The organism is Pseudomonas sp. LAM2023, from assembly GCF_016620375.1.
Lineage (GTDB): Bacteria > Pseudomonadota > Gammaproteobacteria > Pseudomonadales > Pseudomonadaceae > Aquipseudomonas > Aquipseudomonas anuradhapurensis.
Genome location: NZ_JAENHV010000026.1, coordinates 111,731 through 124,705, shown reverse-complemented (window position 1 = coordinate 124,705; position 12,975 = coordinate 111,731). Strand labels below are relative to the sequence as shown.

The following is a 12,975-nucleotide window of genomic DNA, read 5'->3' as shown; positions in this document are numbered from 1 at the left end:
TTTTTATGCACCAAGCAAAATTATGCAAAGCAGCAGCACTCTATTCCCCGTGGCCCTGCTCAGTGCCGAACGCCGCGGCGACCTCAGCGAAGACGTGTATCGGATCAAGGCCGGCAACGGCCCCGACCCCAGCGTCGAGTTGGCGGTGACCCGCCTGGGGTTGGCCGACCAGGGGCAGGCCCAGGGCGCACCGGTCATCCTTCTACACGGCAGTTTTTCCAACCGTCGCTTCTGGTACTCGCCCAAGGGCGTCGGCCTGGGGGCCTTTCTCGCCCGCGCCGGTTTCGATGTGTGGATCCCGGAAATGCGCGGCCACGGCCTGTCGCCGCGCAATCGCGAGTGGAAGCACAACAACGTCGCTGCCTATGCCCGTGATGACCTGCCGTTGATTGCGGCGTTCGTGCGCGAGCAGTCGGGCGAGGCGCCACATTGGGTCGGTCATTCGCTGGGCGGCACGACCCTGGTGGCCGCCCTTGGCGGTGGCTTCCTGGAGGCCGGGCAGGTGGCCAGCGTGGCCTTGTTCGGCACCCAGGTCAGCCGTGTGTACTGGCCGTTGAAGGTCCCGCCGCTGACCTGGGGAGCGAAGCTGTTGCTCAAGCGCTGGGGGCAGATCTCCGGGCCGCGTTTCAAGCGTGGGCCGGAGGACGAGCCGATTGGCCTGGCGCTGGAGAGCATGCGCTGGCATGGCCTGTTCGGGCGCTTTGGCGACAAGCACAGCGACTGGTGGGCCGGGCTTGCCGAGGTGGATGTGCCGCTGCTGGCAGTGGCCGGCGCAGGCGACTTCCAAGACCCGGTATGGGCCTGCCGCAAGCTGTTCGAGCAGTTGGGCGGGGAACGCAAGCAGTTTCTGCGGCTGGGCCGCGAGGAAGGCTTCGAGGCCTTCGGGCATGTCGACATGCTGGTGAGCAAGGCCGCACAGGTGCAGGTGTGGCCGCTAGTGGAGCGCTGGTTGCGTGACCCGTTGCTGCCGGTGCATGCCTCCACGGTGGCGGTGCAGCCTGTACCTGCTGGTTGATTCGGCTGACTGCTCAGTCCTGGATGACTGCGACAGCCTCCAGGGTGTAGCCTTGGCCGATAACCGCTTTCGTTGTGACTGACAGGAGCTTCCCATGCAGCATTACGTAACGCCCGACCTGTGTGACGCCTACCCGGACCTGGTGCAGGTACTGGAACCGATGTTCAGCAATTTCGGTGGCCGCGATTCCTTCGGTGGCCAGATCGTCACCATCAAGTGCTTCGAGGACAACTCGCTGGTCAAGGAGCAGGTCGAGCTCGATGGCAAGGGCAAGGTCCTGGTGGTCGATGGCGGTGGCTCGCTACGCCGTGCCTTGCTTGGCGACATGCTTGCGGAAAAGGCCGCGAAGAACGGCTGGGAAGGCCTGGTGATCTATGGCTGCGTGCGTGACGTCGATGTGCTGATCCAGACTGACGTTGGCGTGCAGGCCCTGGCCAGCCACCCGATGAAGACCGACAAGCGCGGCATCGGCGACCTCAATGTGCCGGTGACCTTCGCCGGGGTGACCTTCCGCCCGGGTGAGTATGTGTATGCCGACAACAACGGCGTGCTGGTCTCGCCAAGCCCGCTGGAAATGCCGGCGTAATGCGCCAGCCGCGCTGATGGAGCTTTGATGTTCGAGGAAGACAACGCGCAGTGGGGGCTGGTCCATGCCCTGGTGCTCGATGGCAAAGGCGGCGCGCGCTCGATTGCCCGTACCGAACTGGACAGCCTGCAGCTGCAACCCGAGCAGAGCCTGTGGCTGCACTGGGACCGCAGCCATCCGCAAACCCGCACCTGGCTGCTGCACGACAGCGGGCTGAGCGAGTTCGCCTGCGAGCTGCTGCTGGAAGAAAACACCCGCCCGCGCCTGCTGCCCCTGGCGCAGGAGCAGCTGTTGCTGTTCCTGCGTGGGGTCAACCTCAACCCCGGTGCCGAGCCTGAGGACATGGTCTCGGTGCGCATCTTCGCCGAGGCGCAGCGGGTCATCTCGCTGCGCCTGCGGCCCTTGCGTGCCAGTGACGAGATTCTGCAGCAGCTCGAAGAGGGCAGGGGGCCGAAATCGGCCTCCGAGCTCTTGCTGCTGATGGGTGAGCTGCTGACGGAAAAGGTTCAGGCCCTGGTCAGCGACCTGTCCGAACAGGTCGACCTGGAGGAAGAAAAGGTCGAATCCGACGAGCGGTACACCCCTGAAAACGGTTGCCTGCAGCATATCCGTCGGCGCGCTGCCAGCCTGCGCCGTTTCCTCGCCCCGCAGCGGGAAATCTACGCCCAGCTGTCGCGCAGCAAATGGAGCTGGTTCGCCAATGCCGACGCCGATTACTGGAACGAACTGAACAACAGCCTGATCCGCTACCTCGAAGAGCTGGAACTGGCCCGCGAACGTGCCGCGCTGGTACTGGAAAGCCAGGACCGCCGGCGCAGCGAGCGGATGAACCGCACCATGTACCGTTTCGGCATCATCACCTGCATCTTCCTGCCCATGAGCTTCATCACCGGGCTGCTGGGCATCAATGTCGGTGGGATACCGGGCGCGGAAAACCCCTACGGCTTCCTGTTTGCCTGCATCGTGGTGCTGGGCCTGGCGGTGGGGCAGTGGTGGCTGTTCCGACGGTTGCGGTGGGTGTAGATGTTGATTGACCTGCACCGGCCGCTTCGCGGGCATGCCCGCTCCCACAGGAACAGCACAGGTTTGAGGGCGAGTGGCACTCCGGTGGGAACGGGCGTGCTCGCGAAAAAGCCAGCGCGCATGCATTTTGAAACATCCGTCCCAGTGCGATGTGTGACCCATCGCCAGGCCATCTCGTCTCTGACTGACACTGCGCGAGGTGCCCATGCACGATCCGTTTGAAGAATCCCTGCGTGACCTGCTCAAGGCGTCACCCTCCGGCAATGACCGGGACGACCGGGATGACGCCGCCTGCCTGGGTCGCGTGCTGAAAACCGCCAACCGCCAGGTTGGCGCCGGTGATCTGTTCAGCCTGCTTGGCCGCTGGAGCCAGGCGCTGCTGATCGCCGTGAACAATGGCGCGGCGCATGTTGCGCCGGTGCGCCGACATTCTTCCCGCAACGCTGCCAATGGCAGCAAAGCAGATAAGGCCGATTGAATATGGAACTCGATCTCTGGACCCAGAGCCTGGTCACTGCCATGACCGCCCTTTGGACCAAGGTAGCGAACTTCATCCCCAACCTGTTTGGCGCGCTGGTCGTGGTGCTGCTCGGTTTCGTGGTGGCCAAGCTGCTCGACACGTTGTTGTCCAAACTGCTGGCCAAGTTCGGCCTGGACCGCCTGATGGCCGGCACCGGGCTGACCAAGATGCTCGGCCGGGTCGGCATTCAGGTGCCGATCTCGACCCTGATCGGCAAGGTGGTGTACTGGTTCGTGCTGCTCATTTTCCTGGTCTCGGCGGCGGAGTCGCTGGGCCTGGAGCGGGTCTCGGCGACCCTCGACATGCTCGCCCTGTACCTGCCGAAGGTATTCGGCGCGGCCCTGGTGCTGCTCGCCGGCGTGCTCCTGGCCCAGGTCGCCAACGGCCTGGTGCGTGGCGCTGCCGAAGGCATTGGCCTGGAATACTCGGCAGGCCTGGGGCGTATCACCCAGGGCCTGGTGATCATCATCAGCATCTCGGTGGCCATCAGCCAGCTGGAGGTGAAAACCGACCTGCTGAACCATGTGATCGTGATCGGGCTGATTACCGTTGGTCTGGCCGTTGCGCTGGCGATGGGCCTTGGCAGCCGCGAAATTGCCGGGCAGATCCTGGCCGGCATCTACGTGCGCGAGCTGTACCAGGTAGGCCAGCAGGTGCGGATTGGCGAGGTCGAAGGGCAGATCGAGGAGATCGGTACGGTGAAGACCACGCTGCTGACCGATGATGGCGAACTGGTGTCGCTGTCCAACCGCGAGTTGCTGGAACAGCGAGTCAATAGCCGCTAACCGCACAAAAGCTGTTAATGTATGCCGCCGCGAAAATCGACCCACGGGGTCACGCGGCGACATTGACCTGACTGTCGGCCAGATCCGTTTTGAATAAAGTTCATTCGCCGCCCATGCGCTATGACCCCCGCGAGCTCACCGACGAAGAGTTGGTGGCGCGTTCGCATGAGGAGCTGTACCACGTTACCCGCGCCTATGAGGAGCTCATGCGGCGCTATCAACGGACCCTGTTCAACGTCTGTGCGCGTTATCTGGGGAACGACCGTGACGCGGACGATGTCTGTCAGGAGGTCATGCTGAAAGTGCTCTACGGGTTGAAGAACTTCGAGGGCAAGTCCAAGTTCAAGACCTGGCTCTACAGCATCACCTACAACGAATGCATTACCCAGTACCGCAAGGAGCGCCGCAAGCGGCGCTTGATGGATGCCTTGAGCCTGGACCCGGTGGAAGAGGCGTCCGAAGAAAAGGCGCCGAAGCCGGAAGAAAAAGGCGGGCTGGACAAGTGGCTGGTGCATGTGAACCCGATTGACCGGGAAATTCTGGTGCTACGTTTTGTCGCAGAGCTGGAATTTCAGGAAATTGCCGACATCATGCACATGGGCCTGAGCGCGACGAAAATGCGCTACAAGCGCGCGCTAGACAAGCTTCGGGAGAAATTTGCCGGCCTTGATGAAACTTAGGGGCGTGCAAATATCTCTAACGAACCGGCGAGTTCTGCTAGACTTGCCGTCGAGTTGTCCCCCTTGTTTGTGGTGGGACTGCTTAACTATCACCAGATGGGGATTTAACGGATGAAATTGAAAAACACCTTGGGCTTGGCCATTGGTTCGCTTGTAGCCGCCACTTCGATTGGCGCTATGGCGCAAGGCCAAGGCGCCGTCGAAACTGAAGTCTTCTACAAGAAAGAGTTCTTCGACAGCCAGCGCGACTTCAAGAACGACGGCAACCTGTTCGGCGGTTCGATCGGTTACTTCCTGACCGACGACGTTGAGCTGCGTCTGGGCTACGACGAAGTTCACAACGCTCGTGGCGAAGACGGCAAGAACATCAAGGGCTCGAACACCGCCCTGGACGCCGTTTACCACTTCAACAACCCGTACGACGCTATCCGTCCGTACGTTTCCGCTGGTTTCTCGCACCAGTCGCTGGGCCAGACCGGCCGTGGCGGTCGTGACCACTCCACCTTCGCCAACGTTGGCGCTGGCGCCAAGTGGTACATCACCGACATGTTCTACGCCCGTGCTGGCGTTGAAGCTCAGTACAACATCGACCAGGGCGACACCGAGTGGGCCCCGAGCGTTGGCGTTGGCCTGAACTTCGGCGGTAGCCCGAAGCAAGCTGAAGCTGCTCCGGCTCCTGTTGCTGAAGTCTGCTCCGACTCCGACAACGACGGCGTTTGCGACAACGTTGACAAGTGCCCGGACACCCCGGCCAACGTTACCGTTGACGCTGATGGCTGCCCGGCTGTTGCCGAAGTCGTTCGCGTTGAGCTGGACGTCAAGTTCGACTTCGACAAGTCGGTCGTCAAGCCAAACAGCTACGGCGACATCAAGAACCTGGCTGACTTCATGAAGCAGTACCCACAGACCACCACCACCGTGGAAGGTCACACTGACTCCGTCGGCCCAGACGCTTACAACCAGAAGCTGTCCGAGCGTCGTGCCAACGCTGTCAAGCAGGTCCTGACCCAGCAGTACGGCGTAGAAGCTAGCCGTGTTGACTCGGTAGGCTACGGCGAAACCCGTCCGGTTGCCGACAACGCCACCGAAGAAGGCCGCGCTATCAACCGTCGCGTTGAAGCTCAGGTAGAAGCCCAGGCCAAGTAATTGGTTTGAAGCTTCACGAAAAACCCGGCCTCGGCCGGGTTTTTCTTTGCCAGGAATTTGTGTTGCCGGTGCCGGCCCTTCCACCGGCAAGCCGGTCCGCACGGTCCGTTGTAGGAGCGGCCTTGCGTCGCGAAAGGGCTGCGTAGCAGCCCCAGGATTTCCGCGCAGGTGCACAAGTCGCTGGGGCTGCCTTGCAGCCCTTTCGCGACGCAAGGCCGCTCCTACAACGGACCGTGTTTCAGCCGGCTGCTGCCACCAATGGCTGAACCGCCTGTTCCCCAACCACCTCGCCAATCACCAATATCGCCGGGCTACGCAAGCCAAACCCCCGCGCAGCCTCTACCATCCCGCGCACATCGCTCCAGCATGCCCGCTGTTGTGGCAACGAGGCATTCTCGATCATCGCCACCGGCATTCCCGGTGCCATGCCGCCGTCCAGCAGCCCCTGGCGCACCTGCTCCAGTCGTGCCACGCCCATGTACACCACCAACGTGGTTCCGCCCTGGGCCAAGGCCGCCCAGTTCAGTTCGCTGTCGTCCTGGGTATGCGCCGTGACCAACGTCACGCCCCGGCTCACACCCCGTGAGGTCAGGGAAATGCCACACTGCGTGGCGCCGGCCAGGCCGGCGGTGATGCCGTTGACCACTTCCACCTCGATGCCATGCCCCTGCAGCCACAGCGCCTCTTCGCCACCACGGCCAAAAATGCACGGGTCGCCCCCTTTCAGGCGTACCACGCAACGCCCTTGCCGGGCATGGCGCAACATCAGGCGCTGGATGAACGCTTGCGGCGTGGAGCGGCAGCCACCGCGCTTGCCCACGGCAATCACCCGGGCCTGGGGGCAATGCTCCAGCACTGCCGGGTTGACCAGGTCGTCGATCATCACCACGGCGGCCTGCCGCAGGGCGCGCACGGCCTTGAGGGTGAGCAACTCAGGGTCACCAGGGCCGGCACCGACCAGCCAGACTTTCGCATTCATCAGCATTTCCTCTTTGGCGTCGAGCATTCAGCCCTTGAGCAGGGTGAGCAGCAAGATCAGGTTGAACAGCAAGGACAGCAGGGCCATGGTGCGCCACACCTTCAGTGGCTCGCGCTCCAGCAGTGGGCGTGGCCGGTCCGGCAGTTCCTGGCGGTCGCCGCGCTCGAGCAGCAGCAACCAGTGTTCGGCGGTTTCGAAACGTTGCGCCGGGTCGGCCGCCACTGCCTGCTGCAGGTTGTGCTGCAGCCATTCCGGCAGGTCGGGGCGATAGCGCGCGGCGCTGACCGGCTGGCCGAAGCGCGGGCGCTGGAAGGCCTCGACCTCGCCGTACGGGTAATGCCCGGTCAGCAGGTGATACAGCGTAACGCCTACGGCATACAGGTCCTGGCGCGGGCTCGGCGGTTGGCCATCGAACGCTTCCGGGGCAATGTACGAGGGCGTGCCCGGCAGCTCGTGCAGCGCGTCTTCGGACAGCCCCGGGCAGTAGGCCAGGCCGAAGTCCAACAGGCGTAGCTGGCCGTCGCTGCCCAGGTGCAGGTTCTCCGGCTTGATGTCGCGGTGCAGCAGGTTGCGCCGGTGCAGCACGCCGACCGCCTGCAGCAGTTGCCGGGCCAGCTCCAGCCACTGCGACAGGGGCAGTGGGCCGTGCTCGGCGAGCAGCGCCGCCAGGCTCTGGCCGGGGTATTCGCGCATCACGTAGTACAGGTGCTGGCGTTGGCTGGCCGGGTGCAGCTCGGGGAAGTGGCGGCCGGCGACCCGGCGCAGGAACCACTCCTCCAGCAGCAGGCCTTGCGCCGCGCCGGGCGCCTGCTCGCGCGCGGCGGGCAGGGTCTTGAGCAGCCAGGGCTGGCCGTGGCCATCGCGTACCCGGTACAGCAGCGACTGGCGGCTGTGGGCGAGCAGCTTTTCGGCCTGCCAGCCATCGATTGCCTGGCCCTCGCGCAGCGGGCCAGGTAGCGGCCATTGCTGCAGTTGGGCCAGGGTGTCGCCGAGGTTGGCCGTGCCCAGCTGCTCGACCTGCACCAGCAAGGCACTGGCGTTGTCCTGGCTGCCGTTGAGGTGCGCGCTGGCAACCAGGGTATCGACGGCCAGTTGCAGGTCGGGTTGCTCGCGCAACACCGCCTGGATGTGCTGGTCGCCCAGGCTGGCCCAGACCCCGTCGCTGAGCAGCAGGAAGCATTCACCGGCCTGCAGCTCGCCTTCCAGATAATCCACCAGCAGGTGCTGGTCCAGGCCCAGCGCACGCTTGAGCACATGTTGCATGCCGGGCTGGTCCCACACGTGGTCTTCGCTCAGGCACTGCAGGCGCCCGGCGTGCCAGCGGTACACCCGGCAATCGCCGACGTGGGCAAGGGTAAAGCGCCGGCCACGCAGCACCAGCGCGCTGAGGGTGGTCAGCAACGGCTGGCCGCTGCCTTGGGCACGCAGCCAGCGATTCTGCGCCAGCAGCAGGCGGTCGAGGGCCTGGGCCACGCTCCAGGTCGCGGGGGTGGCGTAGTAGTCCAGGGCCAGCGCCTGCAGGCTGGCGCGTGCCGCCAGGCCACCATCGGCGCATTGGCTGACGCCGTCGGCGAGGGCGAACAGGTAGCCCTTGCTGGCGGCCAGCTCTGGCGCCGGGGTGACCAGGCGCAGGGCATCCTGGTTTTCCTCGCGCGGCCCGGTGGCGCTGGCCTGGGCAAAACTCAGTTGCAGGCTCATTGGTGTGCCTCAGACCCGCGCCGCGGTAACGGCTGCCGAGCCCCAGGTGGTGCGCCAGCGCTGTTTGACGCCATGCAGGCCGAACCAGGCCAGCAGGCCCAGGCTGGCGAACAGCCACAAGCCCAGTTGGTAGTCACCGGTGTGCTGCTTGATGGTGCCGAGACCGGCCGCCAGCAGGAAGCCACCGATGCCGCCGGCCATGCCGATCAGCCCGGTCATCACGCCGATCTCCTGGCGGAAGCGTTGCGGCACCAGCTGGAACACTGCGCCATTGCCGGCACCAAGGCCCAGCATCGCACTGACGAACAGCGCCAGGGCGGCGGCCGCGCTGGGCAGGTTGAAGCCGACCGCAGCGATGCAGATGGCCGCCACGCTGTACATGCCCAGCAGGGTGCGGATGCCGCCGAAGCGGTCGGCAAGCGCGCCGCCGAGCGGGCGCATCAGGCTGCCGGCGAACACGCAGGCGGCGGTGTAGTAGCCGGCGGTGACCGGGCTCAGGCGGTACTGGTCGCTGAAGTAGCCGGGCAGGGCGCTGGCCAGCCCAATGAAGCCACCGAAGGTGACACTGTAGAAGAACATGAACCACCAGCTGTCGCGGTCGCCCAGGGCCTTGAGGTAGTCGGCCATGGCTTTCGGCTTGGGCCGCTGCGGAGCATTGCGTGCCAGCAGGGCGAACACCAGCAGTGCCAGCGACAGCGGTATCAGCGCGAAGCCGAACACGTTGTTCCAGCCAAAGCCTGCGGCCAGCGCCGGTGCCAACAGGGCGGCGAACACCGTGCCGGAGTTGCCGGCCCCGGCAATACCCATGGCCTTGCCCTGATGCTGCGGTGGGTACCACTGCGAGGCCAGCGGCAGCGACACGGCGAACGAGGCGCCGGCAAAGCCGAGGAACACGCCCAGCAGCAGCGCCTGTTCATAGCTGCGCACGCCCAGGTGCCAGGCTGCCGCAAGCGCGACGATGACCACCACCTGGCCGATCAACCCGGCGGTTTTCGGCGACAGGCGGTCGACCAGCACGCCCATGGCGAAGCGCAGGATCGCCCCGGCCAGGATCGGTGTGGCCACCATCAGGCCCCGTTGTTGTGCGCTCAGTTGCAGGTCGGCGGCAATCTGCACCGCCAGCGGGCCGAGCAGGTACCAGACCATGAAGCTGAGGTCGAAGTACAGGAACGCGGCGAACAGGGTGGGCACATGCCCGGATTTCCAGAAGCTGGTACTCATCGAACACCTCACTTGGCAATGCAGCGGAACGAAAAAGACGCCGCTTCCCGCTCCACGGGTGTGGAGGGGAGAGCGACGTCTTTGTCGGGATCAAGTGGGCAACCGCCGTTGGTTACCGGTGCAATTCGTTCAGCAAGAGATGGGCCAACTTTGCCAAGCGACCGGGTATTTGTAGGAGCGGCCTTGCGTCGCGATGGGCTGCGCAGCAGCCCCGAATTTCAGCCTGCAGCACAGATTGCCGGGGCTGCTGCGCAGCCCATCGCGACGCAAGGCCGCTCCTACAGGGGGGCCGCGTGAAGCAGGTTGCTAACCGAGCATCTCGTGCATGGCGATGATCTGCTCGGCTACCTGGATCAGCTTCTGCTGGCGGCTCATGGCCTGCCGGCGCATCAGGGTGTAGGCCTGTTCCTCGTTGCAGTCCTTCATTTTCATCAGCAAGCCCTTGGCCTGCTCGACACGCTTGCGCTCGGCCAGTTGCTGGTCGCGCGCCTGCAACTGCGCCTTCAGCGCCTGGTCACTTTCGAAGCGGGCCATGGCCACATCCAGGATCGGCTGCAGCCGTGCGGCATGGATGCCTTCGACGATGTAGGCGCTGACGCCGGCCTGGATCGCCTGGCGCATCACTGCGGGGTCGTGTTCGTCGGTAAACAGCACAATCGGGCGTGGCTGGTCCCGGCTGACCAGTACCACCTGCTCCATCACGTCACGGTCTGGTGAATCGGTATCGATCAGCACCACGTCCGGGCGCACTGTTTCGACGCAGGCAGGCAGGTCGATGGTCAGGCCTGGGGCTTCGATCACCTCGAAACCGGCCTCGCTCAGTGCCGCCTTGAGACGGCCGAGTTTGTTCTGGGTATCGTCGATCAGCAGGATACGCAACATGCTCATCCCCCTTACGCGCCGACGCGAGCATCGGGCAGCTCGCCCAGGGCATGCAGGCGGAAACTGCGGGCATAGGCGTAGGGATCGCTGCCATCCCAGCGGGTACCGTCGATCAGCAGGCTGCTGCGCATGGGCTGCTCGGGGCAGGCCACGCCCAGGCTCTGTGCCGCTTCACGGTACAGGGCCAGTTGCTGCACCTGGCTGGCCACGCCGAGGTAGTCGGGGTCTTCGCGCAGCAGGCCCCAGCGGCGGAATTGGGTCATGAACCACATGCCGTCGGACAGGTAGGGCAGGTTGGCCTGGCCATGGTCGTGCAGGCGCAGGGCGTGCGGGTCTTGCCAGTGATTGCCCAGGCCGTCCTGGTAATGGCCGAGCAGGCGCGGTTCGATGCGCTCCAGCGGGGTGTCCAGGTAGGCGCTGCCACTGAGCAGCTGTGCGGTGCTGCGGCGGTTCTCCGGGCTTTGCTCGATGAAGCGGCTGGCGGCGAGGATCGCCTTGATCAAAGCGCGGGCGCTGTTGGGGTACTGTTCGGCGAAGGCACGGGCACAGGCCAGGACCTTTTCCGGGTGGTCCGGCCAGATCGACTGGCTGGTGGCCAGGGTGAAGCCCTGGCCCCTGGCCACCGCATCGGCGGCCCAGGGTTCGCCCACGCAGAAACCGTCGATGCGCCCGGCCTGGATGTGCGCAGCCATCTGCGCTGGCGGCACCACTACGCTATCGACGTCGCGCAGCGGGTGGATGCCCTGGCTGGCCAGCCAGTAATACAACCACATGGCATGGGTGCCGGTGGGGAAGGTCTGGGCGAAGGTCAGCCGTGCGCCATGCTGGTGCACCAGGCGCGCCAATGCCTCGGGGTTGGTCACGCCCTTGCGTTGCAGGGCCGGCGACAGGTTGATCGCCTGGGCGTTCTGGTTCAGCCCCATGAGCACGGCCATGGCGCTGGCCGGTACGCCGCCGATGCCCAGGTGCACGGCATAGGCCAGGCCGTACAGGCAATGTGCGGCATCCAGCTCGCCGCTGACCAGTTTGTCACGCAGCCCAGCCCAGGAACCCTGGCGCTTGAGGTTCAGGGTAAGGCCATGCTGCTGGGCAAAGCCCTGGGTGGCGGCGACCACCACCGAGGCGCAGTCGGTCAGGGCCATGTAGCCGATGTTCAGGCTGGGCTTTTCCGGCGCGTCGCTGCCGTTGACCCAGGCCAGGGGCATTGCTCGGGGTGCTGTGTTCACAAGGTTCCTCGCCCGTACTGATAAGGCTGTGGGCTTGTCTGGTGCAACCGATGTGCCATCTGGCGGCAGCACTGGCGCAGTTGCCCCACGATTTGCTGTCATGCCGGCTGCGCGCTGGCTATAATCGCCCCCTCATTCACCCCGAGCCTCGCCGCCCATGTATACCCTGGCCCGCCAGCTGCTGTTCAAGCTTTCTCCGGAAACCTCCCACGACCTTTCCCTGGACCTGATCGGTGCCGGTGGCCGGCTTGGCCTCAACGGCGTGCTGTGCAAGCAGCCGGCGGCATTGCCGGTCACGGTCATGGGCTTGAACTTCGCCAACCCGGTAGGCCTGGCGGCCGGCCTGGACAAGAACGGCGCGGCCATCGACGGTTTCGCCCAGCTGGGCTTCGGCTTTGTCGAGATCGGCACGGTCACCCCACGCCCGCAGCCGGGCAACCCCAAGCCGCGCCTGTTCCGCCTGCCGGAGGCCACCGCGATCATCAACCGCATGGGCTTCAACAACCTGGGCGTCGACCACCTGCTCGGCCGGGTGCGCGCAGCACGTTACAAAGGCGTGCTGGGCATCAACATCGGCAAGAACTTCGACACCCCGGTCGAGCGCGCCGTGGATGACTACCTGATCTGCCTGGACAAGGTCTACACCGACGCCAGCTACATCACCGTCAATGTCAGCTCGCCAAACACCCCTGGCCTGCGCAGCCTGCAGTTCGGCGATTCGCTCAAGCAACTGCTCGACGCCCTGGCCGAGCGCCGCGAGCAACTGGCTGGTGCGCATGGCAAGCGTGTGCCACTGGCGATCAAGATTGCCCCGGACATGAGCGATGAAGAAACCGCCCTGGTGGCCGCCGCGCTGATGGAGTCGGGCATGGATGCGGTGATCGCCACCAACACCACGCTGGGCCGTGAAGGTGTCGAAGGGCTGCCATACGGCGGCGAGGCCGGCGGCCTGTCGGGCGCGCCGGTACTGGAGAAGAGCACCCATATCGTCAAGGTGCTGGCGGGCGAGCTGGGCGGCAAGTTGCCGATCATCGCTGCCGGCGGCATTACCGAAGGCCGCCATGCTGCGGAAAAGATCGCTGCCGGTGCAAGCCTGGTGCAGATCTACTCGGGCTTCATCTACAAGGGGCCGGCGCTGATTCGCGAGGCGGTCGACGCGATCGCCGCGATGCCGCGTTGACCTGACGGGCCCATTTGCCGGGGAACCGCAAAAG

General features: G+C 64.9%; 13 protein-coding genes. 8 read left to right on the top strand and 5 right to left on the bottom strand.

The genetic code is table 11. The features are described 5' to 3' along the window. The first annotated feature begins 22 nt into the window (after nucleotides 1–22). The 7 genes from JKP78_RS15535 (at nucleotide 23) to JKP78_RS15505 (ending at nucleotide 5,755) form a co-directional block, all read left to right on the top strand. Complete coding sequence (locus JKP78_RS15535) at nucleotides 23–1,015, top strand: alpha/beta fold hydrolase (protein ID WP_225931938.1); 993 nt, start codon at nucleotides 23–25, stop codon at nucleotides 1,013–1,015. 94 nt (nucleotides 1,016–1,109) lie between these two features. Further along, the gene (rraA, locus tag JKP78_RS15530) at nucleotides 1,110–1,601 is read left to right on the top strand and encodes a ribonuclease E activity regulator RraA (RefSeq protein WP_186687468.1); all 492 of its coding nucleotides are present in this window, start codon (nucleotides 1,110–1,112) and stop codon (nucleotides 1,599–1,601) included. 27 nt (nucleotides 1,602–1,628) lie between these two features. Then, the gene (locus tag JKP78_RS15525; RefSeq protein WP_186687470.1) at nucleotides 1,629–2,624 is read left to right on the top strand and encodes a zinc transporter ZntB; all 996 of its coding nucleotides are present in this window, start codon (nucleotides 1,629–1,631) and stop codon (nucleotides 2,622–2,624) included. A 205-nt stretch (nucleotides 2,625–2,829) separates the two neighbouring features. Continuing rightward, nucleotides 2,830–3,102, top strand: a complete 273-nt coding sequence (locus JKP78_RS15520; protein ID WP_004376140.1) for a hypothetical protein — start codon at nucleotides 2,830–2,832, stop codon at nucleotides 3,100–3,102. 2 nt (nucleotides 3,103–3,104) lie between these two features. Beyond that, on the top strand, nucleotides 3,105–3,929 hold the full coding sequence (locus JKP78_RS15515; protein ID WP_170029048.1) for a mechanosensitive ion channel family protein: 825 nt from the start codon (nucleotides 3,105–3,107) through the stop codon (nucleotides 3,927–3,929). Nucleotides 3,930–4,042: 113 nt separating this feature from the next. Then, the gene (gene sigX, locus JKP78_RS15510; protein WP_033696348.1) at nucleotides 4,043–4,609 is read left to right on the top strand and encodes an RNA polymerase sigma factor SigX; all 567 of its coding nucleotides are present in this window, start codon (nucleotides 4,043–4,045) and stop codon (nucleotides 4,607–4,609) included. A 111-nt stretch (nucleotides 4,610–4,720) separates the two neighbouring features. Further along, entirely contained in the window at nucleotides 4,721–5,755 is a 1,035-nt protein-coding gene (locus JKP78_RS15505) for an OmpA family protein (protein WP_170029049.1), read from the top strand. 238 nt (nucleotides 5,756–5,993) lie between these two features. Here the strand turns inward: JKP78_RS15505 and cobA are convergent, their stop codons facing one another. The 5 genes from cobA to JKP78_RS15480 form a co-directional block, all read right to left on the bottom strand. After that, entirely contained in the window at nucleotides 5,994–6,734 is a 741-nt protein-coding gene (gene cobA / locus JKP78_RS15500) for a uroporphyrinogen-III C-methyltransferase (protein WP_170034098.1), read from the bottom strand. Nucleotides 6,735–6,761: 27 nt separating this feature from the next. Beyond that, the gene (locus JKP78_RS15495; protein ID WP_200626932.1) at nucleotides 6,762–8,432 is read right to left on the bottom strand and encodes a bifunctional protein-serine/threonine kinase/phosphatase; all 1,671 of its coding nucleotides are present in this window, start codon (nucleotides 8,430–8,432) and stop codon (nucleotides 6,762–6,764) included. A 9-nt stretch (nucleotides 8,433–8,441) separates the two neighbouring features. Further along, the gene (locus JKP78_RS15490) at nucleotides 8,442–9,653 is read right to left on the bottom strand and encodes a nitrate/nitrite transporter (protein WP_170029051.1); all 1,212 of its coding nucleotides are present in this window, start codon (nucleotides 9,651–9,653) and stop codon (nucleotides 8,442–8,444) included. A gap of 306 nt (nucleotides 9,654–9,959) precedes the next feature. Continuing rightward, on the bottom strand, nucleotides 9,960–10,535 hold the full coding sequence (locus JKP78_RS15485) for an ANTAR domain-containing response regulator (RefSeq protein ID WP_170029052.1): 576 nt from the start codon (nucleotides 10,533–10,535) through the stop codon (nucleotides 9,960–9,962). 11 nt (nucleotides 10,536–10,546) lie between these two features. Then, the gene (locus JKP78_RS15480) at nucleotides 10,547–11,761 is read right to left on the bottom strand and encodes a CmpA/NrtA family ABC transporter substrate-binding protein (RefSeq protein WP_186690735.1); all 1,215 of its coding nucleotides are present in this window, start codon (nucleotides 11,759–11,761) and stop codon (nucleotides 10,547–10,549) included. Nucleotides 11,762–11,918: 157 nt separating this feature from the next. Between JKP78_RS15480 and JKP78_RS15475 the strand changes: the two genes are divergently transcribed. Continuing rightward, nucleotides 11,919–12,941: a quinone-dependent dihydroorotate dehydrogenase gene (locus JKP78_RS15475; RefSeq protein WP_186690733.1), complete on the top strand. Its 1,023-nt coding sequence runs from the start codon at nucleotides 11,919–11,921 to the stop codon at nucleotides 12,939–12,941. The last annotated feature ends 34 nt before the right edge of the window (nucleotides 12,942–12,975 follow it).